The sequence below is a fragment of the Pontibacter sp. SGAir0037 genome (assembly GCF_005491705.1).
In the GTDB taxonomy this organism is placed as follows: Bacteria; Bacteroidota; Bacteroidia; order Cytophagales; family Hymenobacteraceae; genus Pontibacter.
In genome coordinates, this window is the sequence record NZ_CP028092.1 from 293,488 (window position 1) to 308,102 (window position 14,615).

The window sequence follows — 14,615 nt, forward strand, 5'->3', positions numbered from 1 at the left end:
AAACACGAAAGCCTATGAAAAAGCAAACCCTCACCAGCAAGAGCGTGGTCAACCTGCCACTGGTCAACCCGAATGCGGCAGGTATCGACGTAGGCGACACCATACACGCTGTCGCCGTACCCGAAGATAGAGATCCAGAGCAGGTCAGGTCCTTTGGGACGATGACCGGCGATTTGGAAGCCATCGCCGCCTGGCTTATCCAGTGCGGGGTGGACACGGTAGCCATGGAGAGCACGGGCGTGTACTGGAAACCCTTGTTTAACCTCCTTACACAGCAGGGCCTGGAGGTGTACCTGGTCAATGCTAAACAGGTCAAGAACGTATGTGGCAGAAAGAACGATGAGGATGATGCGCGCTGGATCCAAAAGTTGCACAGTTGCGGACTGCTTCGCAGCAGTTATCTGCCCGATGACGAGCAGGAGGCGCTGCGCACACTGGTGCGCCACCGTAAAACGCTTACCCAGGACCGAAGCCGTTGCGTGTTCCGCATGCAGAAGGCCCTGGAACTGATGAACGTGAAGGTGCACACGCTCCTGCGCGATATCACCGGCAAGACGGGCATAGCCATCATTGAAGCCATTCTGCGGGGAGAGCGGACAGCGGAAAACTTCCTTGCCTGTGTCCACTTTAAAGTGAAGGCAGACAGGGCCACCATTCTCAAGTCCCTGGAGGGGAACTGGCGCACAGAGCAGCTTTATCTGCTGGAGGATAGTTACATGAACTATCAGTACCTGACCCAGCGCATCGGCTCTTGCGACGCGGCCATCGAGCGGCAGCTCGAATACTACCGCAGCGAGATCTGCCCTGAAGCGGCGCCTGCGTGTGAGGCTATTACAAACAAGAAGGCCAACAGGAACAAACCAGCGTTCAATACCTGCTCTTACCTTAAGAAAGTGCTGGGAGTGGACGTAATGGCTATCTACGGCATCAGCGACATTGCCGCTTTGGAGATTCTCTCGGAGACGGGCACCGACATGAGCAAATGGGAAACTGCTAAGCACTTTGTCAGCTGGCTCAACCTGTGCCCCAACAACAAAATATCAGGCGGAAAGCTTATCAGCAGCACCCTGATGAAGAAGAAGCCTAACCCAGCCAGTCAGGCCTTTCGGAATGCAGCCAATGCCGTGCAGCGCAGCGACAACTGGCTCGGTGACTACTTCCGCCGCATGAAAGCAAAGGGTGGAAACAAGTATGCCACCGTGGCTACGGCTAATAAAATTGCCACTATTTACTACAAAATGGTATCTTGCCAGCAGGAGTTCAAACCCGTTGAATTAGCTGCTTACCAGGAGAAGTATAAGCAAGTAAAAATTATGTATCTGGAGCGAAGGCTTCATGAACTCAAAAAGGAAGCTGCTTAGTAGTTATATAGAAGTTAGGCACAAGCTAAAAATATGAAACAGATAATTCTATTTGTAATCACACTGACATTTTTGGCCTGTAATGAAGGGAATCAAGCGGAAGACAATGGCAATTCGGAAATTGATGCTAATTCAAGAAATACAACATTAGTTAAAATTGAAAATAGACTTGACAATTGGTTCGAAGCTGAAAATTTCACCAGGTCATATTCCTATTGTTGGATATCCGAAAATGACACGCTCGATTTTACCATTAGAATTACAGAAAACGTTAGTGATAGTAGCCTTGCTTTAAGATTTTCTCATCGTAAGCCTGTGTTATTTTCAGCAGCAATGGAGAAACTAAATAGCTGTTTACCTATCATTAAACAAGATTTTAATTTAGATAAGCTTGGCTACTTTCATTTCGAGTCTCCAATTTACTACAGGGACATGACAACAGAGCTTTCAAAGAGCTATGAAAATCAGTTCGGAAAGAAAAACATCAGTTATAAACAGCTGAATGATTTTCTAATGGATTCATGGTTAGAGGAAAAAGTTGGTGCGTTCTTAAATCAATTCAATAAAAGCACAAAGAGATATGGAATTGAGAAATTTCATATACTGGAAAAAGAAGATTATAAACAGTATATTCCCAATTCAGACTTGAGCGATTATCCTTCATTTTCTATTCACGGTATGGGCGTATCAGTAATGATAAATGAATAAAAAAAAGCCAGTGCCTAATCGAGTAGCCCGCCGTGAGCAAAATTACTCACGGTGAGGCTCTCAGTCGAGTAGCGCAAGGGAACCTCCCCCTTACGCCCTCACAGAACCGTGCGTAAGACTCTCGCCTTACACGGCTCCTATTATCCAACCTTCACGGCCTTACTCCCAGCTGCCAGTGCGCAAACAGGTTCGGAATGGCCTTAGCCACCTTCCCCAGCCAATCGCTTGCTCTGATTTTATGGCCCTGCAGTTTCTTATACTTCTGCCTGGCCCAGCTCTTGAGTACAAGGTTCAAATATCTCAATACCTCATAGAGTTCCGATTTGTAGAAGTGTCCGTAGTAGTTAATCCAGCCTTTCAGAACTGGGTTGATTTCCTCGGCCAGCCTTGTCAGGCTGCTGCCGCTTCTGCTGGTCAACTTCCATGCCCTTATCCTTTCCCGGATTGCCTTCCTGGCTTTATCGCCAACTGCCGGTAAGAATCCGATAAAATATTTACCCTGCTTATTCCGTGACTTCCTGCTTCTGAATGTATAGCCCAGAAATTCAAAAGACATGTTCGGGTAACTTTTGCGTCGGTCCTCGTCCCTGCAGTAAACAATTTTGGTCTTCTCCGGGTGCATCTCCAAGCCACATGCCTTTAGCCTTTCTGCCAGTGCTTCTTTAAGCGCTATCGCCTGCTGCTCGGTGCTGCAGTGTATCACACAGTCGTCTGCGTAGCGCTCGAACGGGCAACCGGGATACTTTATCCGCAGCCACTCGTCCATGCAGTAGTGCAGAAACAGGTTGGCCAGCAGCGGACTGATGACTGCTCCCTGCGGAGTGCCCTTTGTCCTTTCTGTGGTTATGCCGTTTCTTTGCTGCACAGGTGTTTTGAGCCACCGCTCGATGTAGAGCAGCACCCATTTGCAGTCTGTGTGCCTGCGCACTGCTTTTAGGAGCAACTCGTGCGGGATGCTGTCGAAGAAGCCTTTGATGTCCAGGTCCAGAACCCAGTCCTGCCGCCAGCACCGCTGCCTGGCTTTGCCCACCGCTTCCAGTGCGCTTTTGCCCGGCCTGTACCCATAGGAGTCGTCATGGAACACAGGCTCCAGTACTGGTGCCAATGTCATGGTGACTACCATCTGGGCAATACGATCCGTAACAGTGGGTATTCCTAGTGGACGGGTGCCCCCGCCGCTCTTGGGAATTTCCACCAGTAAGACGGGTGCGGGCATATAGCTTCCCGAGCTCATTCGGTTCCATAACCGGTAAAGGTGATTTCTGCTGTCCTGGTCGAACTCCTCGAGGTTTAGCCCATCCACACCTGCGCTACCTCCGTTTTGTTTTACACGCAGGTAAGCCTGGTGCACGATGTGCTTTGAGATGGTAAATGGTTTTGTCTTAATCATGTCAGTACCTCCTGCAGGCTTACCTGCAGTTTTCTTTGTGATAAAAACCGGATAATACATCCCCTTGGCTCCATCCCCATTACAGGGACTTCCACGCTACTACGGGATGTTCCGCCCGCGTGCCCTGCCTCGGTACTCTTACTCTTGTGGGTCTGCCACTTGAGCTTCTCCCTTCTCATCAGGACGACACGTTCTCACGTTCCGTGCAAATGCCTGTGTTAAGGTCACGCTGCCTTAATGCCGGATGCCGCATGAGCAGTAGCCAGGTTGCCCTCATGCTTATCCCGGGACAGTGGTGACTCCCGGTTTTGACATCACTTATTCGCTAACGACACTTCTTCAGCAGTTCACTTGCGTTCGTCTCCTTAACACCTACCTGCTACCTTTCCGGTAACTTTTCCTTGTCGCTCACGACCATGCCTTTTAAGCAAAGCCGCACAAGGCGGTTTGGAGCCTGCACCTGACTACCGGCTCCGAGGGGCCTGCCCTCATCATTTGCACAGCACCAAAGGACACTAAAAGCGTCCTTCGTTCGTGACACACCACCACTGTACAAGCGGTTCTCGCATACAGCGGTTCGTTAAGCTGTGGAGCTACTTTCTTGTAGTAGTCAAGCATTGATTCATACCCCCTGCGGACAAGCCGTTTCACCGTTACCGTCGTTATCAGGATTGGACTTTGAGCTACTGCCCATCCTCCTTTCCTGGTCCTGCTCCAGGCATACGCCTGCCACTTGGGAACGCCCAGCCGAATCAGGTTCTTCCTTTTCCGGTCCGGTCGTTTCCAGTCATGCCAGATGCAGTGCCTGAGCCTGTTTCGTATCCAGCTGTCGACCTCTTTGAGTTTGCCCTGTATACTTGCCAAACGGAAGTAGTGGACCCAGCCTCGCTGCGCCTCTTTCAGTTCCCGGACACGCTGCTCAAAAGAGCAGGGCGTTGTTTTGCGGGTGATGCTCTTTAGCTTTTGCTTTAACCTTTCCCATCCCTTCTTTGCCACTACCAGCTGGTATTTGCCCTTATCTCCCTTCTTATAGGTGGGCACGAATCCGTGACCCAGAATCTGAAAGTCTACTGGCCGCCTGATGCCGCTCTTCTCCCTGTTGATAGGCAGCTTGAGCCTGTTCCGCAGGAAGAGGAATACAGCGTTGCCTACTTTTCGAGCTTCATCTTCACTTTTGGTGTAGACGCTGAAGTCGTCGGCATAGCGCACGTAGCGCAGCCCCTGCCGCTCCAGTTCCTTATCCAGCTCGTGGAGCATGATATTGGAGAGCAGCGGTGAGAGCGGGCTTCCCTGCGGCACGCCCTTCCGACGTTTGACCAGTCTCCCGTTGATAAGGATGGGGGCCCGGAGCCATTTGCGGATGAGGCGTAGGGCGAGGGGGCATTTTACCTTCCGGTAAAGCAGTTGCAGCAGCAGGCAATGATCCACTTCATCGAAGAAGTTCTGCAGGTCGATGTCCACGATGTGCTGATAGCCCTCGTGGATGTGCCTGTGTGCCTGCTGCAGGGCCTGGTGGGCATTGCGGTTGGGGCGGAAGCCGTAGCTGTGCTGGGTAAAATCAAGCTCAAAGAGCGGTGCTATCACCTGATTAACGGCCTGTTGCAGTACGCGGTCGGTGACGGTGGGAATGCCCAGCAGGCGATTCTTACCGTTGCTCTTGGGTATGGCTACCCCTAGGATGGGTGGAGGCAGGTACCTGCCGTTGCAGATGTCGGTAGCGATGGCGTCCCTGTTTTGTTTCAGGTGCGTAGCCAGCTTCTCTACCGGCATACCGTCCACACCGGCCGAACCTTTGTTGGCCAGCACGTGCGTGTATGCCTTGAGCATGTTGCCCCGGTGGAGTACCTTCTCTATCATCTTTACTACTTTTACTGTAATCTCTGCCCCGCTTAAGGCAAGGCTGGCTGAGCCTCCTTGCCGAATTAAGAGCAACTTAACGTTCGGCCCTTCGGTAGCTTGTGAGACCTCCGGGTGCTTCCCGGCTCGTTACCTCTACCTACTATGGCCTCTGCTGACTTCTCCCTGTGTTCACGACAGAGGGAGACCTCCCCAGGTAAGAGCACATTCCTTCCTCCGATTCCTGCTGCATCTACACAAAGTCGCTTGTTGGTCAGGGGCTTTACAAAGATGTGCTTGCTTACCCACGACTCCCTGCCTCTTATGCAGTTTCTGTCCGTCAGTACCGGATTTTGCAGTCCCGCTTTCTTCACTGCACGCCTCACGACGAACCAGCTTGCGGCTTGCTAACAGGCTTCACCAACTCGCCTGTAAGGGACTTGCACCCTCTGGAATAATTTGATACCTTCAGTACCAGGTGCCCATACTGGGCGCACACATTGTGTATAAGCAATAGCGGTTAAAGTGCAAACTTGAACCGCTATTGTTTTAATTTAAGTAACTTGCAAACCGAATCGTTAGTACTTAAAATCCGCTACTGCTCATACACTTGAACGATAACTGTAGAAACTATACCTGCGAACGGCACCATATGGAACATTGATAGCCCTTCGGAGTAATCATCAGTCATTGCTTCATAAAAGTAGTAGGTGAAAATTAACATCACCAGCCCTAACAGAACAATAAGAAAATAGGAGCTTCTTAATTCTGCGTTCCCACTAAGAAGACTTCTATATAATAGTATAGCTGTCGCGGGCATTATCAGTAATGAGGAACCTGCAACAAGTAGCAAATCTGGTTCCATGCTTTCTAATCTGTGGGAGGAGCCTAATATGAATAGAGCAACTAATAGAGAGAACCCAATAATACAGAATGAGTATAGAGCCGATAGCGTAACTATAAACGTAGATGCTCTTCTTTCCATAATTTAAATCAAAGGTAACGGTTTTGCCTCATAAGGTGTGCGAGGCGAAGCCGAAGCATAACTTATAGGCTGGGTTACCTATTCGTTGTTCTTACTAATCCACGAAGGTTTCTTTTATTATACTTTTACAAGCTGCTACTTCTGATGGATTCAAGTTGCCTAGCGTTTTAACAATACGAACTTTATCAATAGTCCTTATCTGATCAATCACTATCCATCCTACTTGATTGTTGTGCTTCACTTTCACACGGGTTGGATAGCTACGACTCTTGGTGGTCATTGGCGCTATAACTACTGTCCTTAAATTATGATTAATTTCATCAGGGGAAATTACCACACAAGGCCTTGTCTTCTGTATTTCACTTCCTACAGTAGGGTCCAGATTCACCAATACGATTTCATACTGGTTTATCTCCATTCGTCAAAGCTTTCATCGCCAAACACATCATCCAGCATAAGTTGATCATCACCGTTTTCATGCATTTCCCTGAAAGCCTTTTCCCAACCTTTCCTTGGAAGCTCAACTGGCTTTAAAATAATCTGTCCCTTCTCCAGTATTAGTTCAACTTTATCTTTGATGTTATATCTATCCAAAATAGACTTTGTTAGTCGCAGGCCCTTAGAATTTCCTATTTGAATGATTGACACTTCCATAATCCCTCCATTTAATGTAATTACAAAGTTATTACATCAACGATTAATTACAAGATAAAGTTCTATAGTTTCACATGATAGGTAACGTTTCGTGCATAATGTGGGAAGGCGTAGCCGAGCCTAAATTATGAACCTTGTTGTGAAATGTAATTTTATTCAAGTACTACTGTTTTCTTATGCTGCTGTATAGTTACAGCTCTTTCTGCCTTACCTGCCTTAGATTCAGTATAGCAGTTGTCGAGCATAAGAATCCATCCTTTTCTTAAATCTACACTTTTAGAGGTTGCCACTCCATTTATCTTAATGTTAAGAGCAAGAATTTTATTCACATCCAGTCTGCCAAGTTTCGTTCTTACATTTTTATTTAGAACCCAAAGTCCATTATCATCTTGGTAGATGGCTAACTGTGTTATGCCAGTTGAAAAGTGGGATTCAACAACTTCATTTCTTACAAGCCCCTGTCCATTTATGCTTATATCTACAGTGTCGGATTTAAAGCAGCTACCAATAATTAAAGAGAACTGGCTCTTCTTTCTCTTCGATTGGCTGTAAGAGATCCCTACTATCATTGAAACCAAAAGAATCGCAAGAAGACCTTTTTTCATGATTTTTATATTTCACAACGGATTAGTATATGAAAAGCCCGCAGCGGAGCAAGGGTTTTATATATGCATTGTTAGCAAATGGTTTTTTAGATTAGTTCAAGCAACTTCTCTGATGTTACCTCAAGTCCAACCTTTTTAAGGTTTTCCAAGACTTGTACTTTGCTCATTGGTGGCTTCTTTAAATTTGAAACCTGTTGCTGAAATGCCTTGAGAGCTTTTTCAGGATTTAGGTCAACTAAGTTTGATATGAAGTAATCAGGGTGCTGTGCTTCAACGTCAAATTTGCTTAAATATTCATTTGGGAAATCTTTGATATTAGCTGTCACAATTACTTCCGAACTAGAGCGAATTGCTGCCGCAAGTACATGGCAATCATCGCTATCAGGTAGAGTAACTGCCATGATGATTGATTCATAATTTCCTACATTTGAATCGGGAAAAGCCGTATTCATAGCATCAACTGTTTTCTGCAATTGTTCCGCTGAAAGTTCTGGCCTATTTAGCAGCAGGTTCCTTGTCCATTCCTCATGGATCTTATCAGTCCACTTTGGAGTATATAAATCAAAATAAGCTAAATTCAGCAGCAGGTCCCTAATTGGTGCGGGATAAAGCACACATGCGTCAAGTACTGCAATGAATTTTGGAGAATGAATCATTCGTAGCCAAGATTTAGATCTTGAGCCTGTTCAGCTAAGAATTGCAGATTCTCTTTTCTCCTTTCTTTTTGTTCTACCTCATACTTGAGTAAATCTTCAAGTAATATTCTTCTATGGCTACCCACTTTTTTAAAAGGGATGGCACCTTGCTCAAGCAATTTAACAATATGCGGTCTTGATACATTTAGCATATCAGCAGCCTGTTGTGTGGTTACTTCCGAATCAGAGGGAACAAGGGATATTGCCTTGCCTTCTGCCATATTGTATAAGATAAGAGAAAGCAGCTCAAGGGCTTTTTTGGGAACTGTAATAAATTCTCCACTTTCTTGTATCTTTATTTTTACTTTGTCAGAGCTTTTCTTTTCTATTGCAGCTGTAAAGCTGAAAAGCGATTCGCTTGCTACCTTCTGTTCTTGCAGAGTTGGTCTTTCTAAGACAGCTTCCATTTTTATATCTGTTTGTTACAAATATAATAAACGAAATAAACGAAACAATGTTTTACAAGATTTATAATTTTAACTGTTTGCTAACGTACTTGTATATACTGCGTGCGAGGCCGTCGGCCGAAGCATGGAGTATATACAAGTACGTTAGCTAATGTTTTTTTTATTTGATGGTCAGGTCTTTTGCTGTCTTTTTGATTCTAGCCATACTTGCTCTACTTGAGTTACATAGAAGCTGTTTAGAGTTTTAAAGTAACTGCCAAAGAATTAGCCGTGTACAAGAGTTTGCAGACTTTTTATACACTAGGCACTAATTCAATGGCAGTATTAAGTGAAGATACGATTAAAGAGTGGATCGTTCCACATTTAAGTAAAGGAAAAAGAGGGACAAAACTACAAGTAGAGGTCACAGCGATCGTTTCGGCTATCCTCCACAGGCTGAGAACAGGCTGTCAATGGCGTGAGCTGCCTGTAAAGCAATTCTTTGAAAAGCAACGGATCAGCTGGCAGGGCGTTTATCATCACTTCAGGAAGTGGACCAATGATGGCAGTTTCAGGAAGGTATGGGTAAGCCTGTTAAAAAAGCACCGCCGGTTGATGAACCTTTCTTCGGTACAGCTCGATGGCAGCCAGACGATCTGCATGAATGGAGGAGCCTGTATTTCTTATCAGAAAAGAAAAGCTGCAATAGCCTGTTTTTAGCTGATGATGAAGGCCTTTTGTTTGCCATGAGCCCGCCAGTGGCAGGGGCTCATCATGACCTCTACCAGATTGAGCAGGTAATGAGGGAGCTGTGTGAGCTGCTCAAAGAGGCAGGGATAGATGTGGAGGGCTTGTTTATGAATGCTGATGCCGGCTTTGACGCAGAGAGCTTCAGAAAGATCTGCTCGACACTGAAACTAGAGGCAAATATTGATTTGAATCCCAGAAACGGGCAAGGCAGCGATGAGTATGTGTATTTTGATGAAAAACTCTTCCAAAGAAGAAAAGTTATTGAGCATGCCTTTGCCTGGATTGACAGCTTCAAAGCTTTACTCATCAGGTTTGAAACGAAAGTAAATACATGGATGGCGCTCCATTTTCTGGCTTTTGCTATCTTGTTTATTCGTAAAATAAAAAAAAAAATAAAACTCTAAACAGCTTCATAGAGTCATTTCGTTTTGTTTCTCGTTCAGAATTATAAATCCATTCGTGTTAATTTCTTCTTGAGTCTCTAAGTCTATGCTGATGTAACCTGTGGTGAATGACATAACTAAGATATTACCAGAAATCCACCTTGGAAATTCTTTAAAACCTGTGTAGTCAAAGTCGAATTTAGGGGTAAAGCCTTTCCAATGAAGCGGGAAAATGAGTTTACCGTCCTGAACCCATTTTTGTGTAGTGTAGGAGTCAAATGTTGTTTCGCTTTTAAGTGTCCAACCATTGTCTGTGGCAAATCTTATAATTTCTGACTTGTCGAATGTGCCCTTTCCCTTTTTCCAATGAACTATCCTTTTGCCACCCCATGGTCCTTGGTTATTTAGATGCTCAACTTGCTGCTCTTCTTGAAAATTTTCCCAAAACCCTGCTGGTGAAGGTGACAAACAACTTGTCAGGATTATCACCAAAATTGAGCAGGTTATTTTTTTGAGAGCTTTATTCATTTACATGTTTGCCAACGGTGTTGTACATGAGGTGAGCGAGGCGTAGCCGAAGCATTGCTCATGTGCTGTGTTGGGCAAAGGGGTTTTTACTTTAAACCATCAAAACTTATCGGTAACATCATTCTCTTTGGCACTGGCTTTCCATTCTCTTCGGCTGGTATCCACTCAGGCATGCTTTCTACTAATCTTATAGCTTCTTTATCACAAGATTGGCAAAGACTTTTCAGGACTTCTATTTCCTTTAATTCACCCTTTTCACTTACAACAAAGCCTACAACAACTCTTCCCTCTATCGTAGATTGCCCTACTCTCCATTGATTATTCTTGTTCAAATAAGCTGTAAGCGAATCTTCTCCGCCAGGAAATCTTGGCATGGATTCAACTGGGTCAATGATAAGCTCTTCACTTTTTGGCTCAACAATTACTTCTTCACCTTTAAGGCTGTTTTGTATGCAGCCTGTAAAAATGAAACTTACAGTGAGCGATGAGTATAAAATCTTCTTCATTAACTTTTCATTTTGCCCAACGGACTCGTGTAAGCGGCGGCGAGGCCGTCGGCCGTAGCTGCCGCTTACACAATGTGTGCGCCCAGTATGGGCACCTGGTACTGAAGGTATCAAATTATTCCAGAGGGTGCAAGTCCCTTACAGGCGAGTTGGTGAAGCCTGTTAGCAAGCCGCAAGCTGGTTCGTCGTGAGGCGTGCAGTGAAGAAAGCGGGACTGCAAAATCCGGTACTGACGGACAGAAACTGCATAAGAGGCAGGGAGTCGTGGGTAAGCAAGCACATCTTTGTAAAGCCCCTGACCAACAAGCGACTTTGTGTAGATGCAGCAGGAATCGGAGGAAGGAATGTGCTCTTACCTGGGGAGGTCTCCCTCTGTCGTGAACACAGGGAGAAGTCAGCAGAGGCCATAGTAGGTAGAGGTAACGAGCCGGGAAGCACCCGGAGGTCTCACAAGCTACCGAAGGGCCGAACGTTAAGTTGCTCTTAATTCGGCAAGGAGGCTCAGCCAGCCTTGCCTTAAGCGGGGCAGAGATTACAGTAAAAGTAGTAAAGATGATAGAGAAGGTACTCCACCGGGGCAACATGCTCAAGGCATACACGCACGTGCTGGCCAACAAAGGTTCGGCCGGTGTGGACGGTATGCCGGTAGAGAAGCTGGCTACGCACCTGAAACAAAACAGGGACGCCATCGCTACCGACATCTGCAACGGCAGGTACCTGCCTCCACCCATCCTAGGGGTAGCCATACCCAAGAGCAACGGTAAGAATCGCCTGCTGGGCATTCCCACCGTCACCGACCGCGTACTGCAACAGGCCGTTAATCAGGTGATAGCACCGCTCTTTGAGCTTGATTTTACCCAGCACAGCTACGGCTTCCGCCCCAACCGCAATGCCCACCAGGCCCTGCAGCAGGCACACAGGCACATCCACGAGGGCTATCAGCACATCGTGGACATCGACCTGCAGAACTTCTTCGATGAAGTGGATCATTGCCTGCTGCTGCAACTGCTTTACCGGAAGGTAAAATGCCCCCTCGCCCTACGCCTCATCCGCAAATGGCTCCGGGCCCCCATCCTTATCAACGGGAGACTGGTCAAACGTCGGAAGGGCGTGCCGCAGGGAAGCCCGCTCTCACCGCTGCTCTCCAATATCATGCTCCACGAGCTGGATAAGGAACTGGAGCGGCAGGGGCTGCGCTACGTGCGCTATGCCGACGACTTCAGCGTCTACACCAAAAGTGAAGATGAAGCTCGAAAAGTAGGCAACGCTGTATTCCTCTTCCTGCGGAACAGGCTCAAGCTGCCTATCAACAGGGAGAAGAGCGGCATCAGGCGGCCAGTAGACTTTCAGATTCTGGGTCACGGATTCGTGCCCACCTATAAGAAGGGAGATAAGGGCAAATACCAGCTGGTAGTGGCAAAGAAGGGATGGGAAAGGTTAAAGCAAAAGCTAAAGAGCATCACCCGCAAAACAACGCCCTGCTCTTTTGAGCAGCGTGTCCGGGAACTGAAAGAGGCGCAGCGAGGCTGGGTCCACTACTTCCGTTTGGCAAGTATACAGGGCAAACTCAAAGAGGTCGACAGCTGGATACGAAACAGGCTCAGGCACTGCATCTGGCATGACTGGAAACGACCGGACCGGAAAAGGAAGAACCTGATTCGGCTGGGCGTTCCCAAGTGGCAGGCGTATGCCTGGAGCAGGACCAGGAAAGGAGGATGGGCAGTAGCTCAAAGTCCAATCCTGATAACGACGGTAACGGTGAAACGGCTTGTCCGCAGGGGGTATGAATCAATGCTTGACTACTACAAGAAAGTAGCTCCACAGCTTAACGAACCGCTGTATGCGAGAACCGCTTGTACAGTGGTGGTGTGTCACGAACGAAGGACGCTTTTAGTGTCCTTTGGTGCTGTGCAAATGATGAGGGCAGGCCCCTCGGAGCCGGTAGTCAGGTGCAGGCTCCAAACCGCCTTGTGCGGCTTTGCTTAAAAGGCATGGTCGTGAGCGACAAGGAAAAGTTACCGGAAAGGTAGCAGGTAGGTGTTAAGGAGACGAACGCAAGTGAACTGCTGAAGAAGTGTCGTTAGCGAATAAGTGATGTCAAAACCGGGAGTCACCACTGTCCCGGGATAAGCATGAGGGCAACCTGGCTACTGCTCATGCGGCATCCGGCATTAAGGCAGCGTGACCTTAACACAGGCATTTGCACGGAACGTGAGAACGTGTCGTCCTGATGAGAAGGGAGAAGCTCAAGTGGCAGACCCACAAGAGTAAGAGTACCGAGGCAGGGCACGCGGGCGGAACATCCCGTAGTAGCGTGGAAGTCCCTGTAATGGGGATGGAGCCAAGGGGATGTATTATCCGGTTTTTATCACAAAGAAAACTGCAGGTAAGCCTGCAGGAGGTACTGACATGATTAAGACAAAACCATTTACCATCTCAAAGCACATCGTGCACCAGGCTTACCTGCGTGTAAAACAAAACGGAGGTAGCGCAGGTGTGGATGGGCTAAACCTCGAGGAGTTCGACCAGGACAGCAGAAATCACCTTTACCGGTTATGGAACCGAATGAGCTCGGGAAGCTATATGCCCGCACCCGTCTTACTGGTGGAAATTCCCAAGAGCGGCGGGGGCACCCGTCCACTAGGAATACCCACTGTTACGGATCGTATTGCCCAGATGGTAGTCACCATGACATTGGCACCAGTACTGGAGCCTGTGTTCCATGACGACTCCTATGGGTACAGGCCGGGCAAAAGCGCACTGGAAGCGGTGGGCAAAGCCAGGCAGCGGTGCTGGCGGCAGGACTGGGTTCTGGACCTGGACATCAAAGGCTTCTTCGACAGCATCCCGCACGAGTTGCTCCTAAAAGCAGTGCGCAGGCACACAGACTGCAAATGGGTGCTGCTCTACATCGAGCGGTGGCTCAAAACACCTGTGCAGCAAAGAAACGGCATAACCACAGAAAGGACAAAGGGCACTCCGCAGGGAGCAGTCATCAGTCCGCTGCTGGCCAACCTGTTTCTGCACTACTGCATGGACGAGTGGCTGCGGATAAAGTATCCCGGTTGCCCGTTCGAGCGCTACGCAGACGACTGTGTGATACACTGCAGCACCGAGCAGCAGGCGATAGCGCTTAAAGAAGCACTGGCAGAAAGGCTAAAGGCATGTGGCTTGGAGATGCACCCGGAGAAGACCAAAATTGTTTACTGCAGGGACGAGGACCGACGCAAAAGTTACCCGAACATGTCTTTTGAATTTCTGGGCTATACATTCAGAAGCAGGAAGTCACGGAATAAGCAGGGTAAATATTTTATCGGATTCTTACCGGCAGTTGGCGATAAAGCCAGGAAGGCAATCCGGGAAAGGATAAGGGCATGGAAGTTGACCAGCAGAAGCGGCAGCAGCCTGACAAGGCTGGCCGAGGAAATCAACCCAGTTCTGAAAGGCTGGATTAACTACTACGGACACTTCTACAAATCGGAACTCTATGAGGTATTGAGATATTTGAACCTTGTACTCAAGAGCTGGGCCAGGCAGAAGTATAAGAAACTGCAGGGCCATAAAATCAGAGCAAGCGATTGGCTGGGGAAGGTGGCTAAGGCCATTCCGAACCTGTTTGCGCACTGGCAGCTGGGAGTAAGGCCGTGAAGGTTGGATAATAGGAGCCGTGTAAGGCGAGAGTCTTACGCACGGTTCTGTGAGGGCGTAAGGGGGAGGTTCCCTTGCGCTACTCGACTGAGAGCCTCACCGTGAGTAATTTTGCTCACGGCGGGCTACTCGATTCTCTGCTGGCTTTTTTCCATTCCACTTGTCAGTCAGCGTTGGGAA

15 protein-coding genes are annotated in these 14,615 nt (G+C 47.8%); 6 read left to right on the forward strand and 9 right to left on the reverse strand.

The genetic code is table 11. From position 1 onward, the window contains the following. Positions 1 to 44 precede the first annotated feature (44 nt). Positions 45 to 1,361: an IS110 family transposase gene (locus C1N53_RS01205; protein ID WP_168193931.1), complete on the forward strand. Its 1,317-nt coding sequence runs from the start codon at positions 45 to 47 to the stop codon at positions 1,359 to 1,361. A 33-nt stretch (positions 1,362 to 1,394) separates the two neighbouring features. Further along, a complete protein-coding gene (locus C1N53_RS01210; protein WP_137757597.1) occupies positions 1,395 to 2,069 on the forward strand; it encodes a hypothetical protein in 675 nt (224 codons plus the stop codon). Positions 2,070 to 2,220: 151 nt separating this feature from the next. Here C1N53_RS01210 and ltrA (C1N53_RS01215) read toward each other — a convergent pair whose 3' ends face one another. The 7 genes from ltrA (C1N53_RS01215) to C1N53_RS01245 all read right to left on the reverse strand — a co-directional run bounded on the left by ltrA (C1N53_RS01215) (position 2,221) and on the right by C1N53_RS01245 (position 8,641). Then, positions 2,221 to 3,459 carry a group II intron reverse transcriptase/maturase gene (ltrA, locus tag C1N53_RS01215; RefSeq protein ID WP_137757598.1) on the reverse strand — a complete coding sequence of 413 codons (1,239 nt, stop codon included), beginning with the start codon at positions 3,457 to 3,459 and terminating at the stop codon, positions 2,221 to 2,223. Positions 3,460 to 3,882: 423 nt separating this feature from the next. Continuing rightward, complete coding sequence (gene ltrA / locus C1N53_RS01220; RefSeq protein ID WP_137757599.1) at positions 3,883 to 5,316, reverse strand: group II intron reverse transcriptase/maturase; 1,434 nt, start codon at positions 5,314 to 5,316, stop codon at positions 3,883 to 3,885. Between the two features lie 1,058 nt (positions 5,317 to 6,374). Next, entirely contained in the window at positions 6,375 to 6,698 is a 324-nt protein-coding gene (locus C1N53_RS01225) for a type II toxin-antitoxin system PemK/MazF family toxin (protein ID WP_137757600.1), read from the reverse strand. Next, a complete protein-coding gene (locus C1N53_RS01230) occupies positions 6,689 to 6,934 on the reverse strand; it encodes an AbrB/MazE/SpoVT family DNA-binding domain-containing protein (RefSeq protein ID WP_137757601.1) in 246 nt (81 codons plus the stop codon). The genes C1N53_RS01225 and C1N53_RS01230 overlap by 10 nt, the downstream gene beginning before the upstream one ends. A gap of 152 nt (positions 6,935 to 7,086) precedes the next feature. Next, positions 7,087 to 7,539, reverse strand: coding sequence for a hypothetical protein (locus C1N53_RS01235; protein ID WP_137757602.1), 453 nt, complete (start codon positions 7,537 to 7,539; stop codon positions 7,087 to 7,089). 86 nt (positions 7,540 to 7,625) lie between these two features. Then, a complete protein-coding gene (locus tag C1N53_RS01240; RefSeq protein WP_137757603.1) occupies positions 7,626 to 8,195 on the reverse strand; it encodes a PIN domain-containing protein in 570 nt (189 codons plus the stop codon). Then, on the reverse strand, positions 8,192 to 8,641 hold the full coding sequence (locus tag C1N53_RS01245; RefSeq protein ID WP_137757604.1) for an excisionase family DNA-binding protein: 450 nt from the start codon (positions 8,639 to 8,641) through the stop codon (positions 8,192 to 8,194). The genes C1N53_RS01240 and C1N53_RS01245 overlap by 4 nt, the downstream gene beginning before the upstream one ends. A 315-nt stretch (positions 8,642 to 8,956) precedes the next feature. Between C1N53_RS01245 and C1N53_RS22725 the strand changes: the two genes are divergently transcribed. Further along, positions 8,957 to 9,340, forward strand: coding sequence for a transposase (locus C1N53_RS22725; protein WP_240773342.1), 384 nt, complete (start codon positions 8,957 to 8,959; stop codon positions 9,338 to 9,340). Between the two features lie 17 nt (positions 9,341 to 9,357). Then, on the forward strand, positions 9,358 to 9,774 hold the full coding sequence (locus tag C1N53_RS22730) for a hypothetical protein (RefSeq protein ID WP_371415947.1): 417 nt from the start codon (positions 9,358 to 9,360) through the stop codon (positions 9,772 to 9,774). Positions 9,775 to 9,780: 6 nt separating this feature from the next. Here C1N53_RS22730 and C1N53_RS01255 read toward each other — a convergent pair whose 3' ends face one another. Then, positions 9,781 to 10,281, reverse strand: a complete 501-nt coding sequence (locus C1N53_RS01255; RefSeq protein WP_137757605.1) for a hypothetical protein — start codon at positions 10,279 to 10,281, stop codon at positions 9,781 to 9,783. A gap of 86 nt (positions 10,282 to 10,367) precedes the next feature. Then, positions 10,368 to 10,787 carry an energy transducer TonB gene (locus C1N53_RS01260; protein ID WP_137757606.1) on the reverse strand — a complete coding sequence of 140 codons (420 nt, stop codon included), beginning with the start codon at positions 10,785 to 10,787 and terminating at the stop codon, positions 10,368 to 10,370. Between the two features lie 552 nt (positions 10,788 to 11,339). On the opposite strand from C1N53_RS01260, the gene ltrA (C1N53_RS01265) reads away from it, so the two are divergent. Both ltrA (C1N53_RS01265) and ltrA (C1N53_RS01270) read left to right on the forward strand, forming a co-directional pair. Beyond that, positions 11,340 to 12,773, forward strand: coding sequence for a group II intron reverse transcriptase/maturase (gene ltrA, locus C1N53_RS01265; protein WP_137757599.1), 1,434 nt, complete (start codon positions 11,340 to 11,342; stop codon positions 12,771 to 12,773). Between the two features lie 423 nt (positions 12,774 to 13,196). Continuing rightward, on the forward strand, positions 13,197 to 14,435 hold the full coding sequence (ltrA, locus tag C1N53_RS01270) for a group II intron reverse transcriptase/maturase (protein ID WP_137757598.1): 1,239 nt from the start codon (positions 13,197 to 13,199) through the stop codon (positions 14,433 to 14,435). Positions 14,436 to 14,615 lie beyond the last annotated feature (180 nt).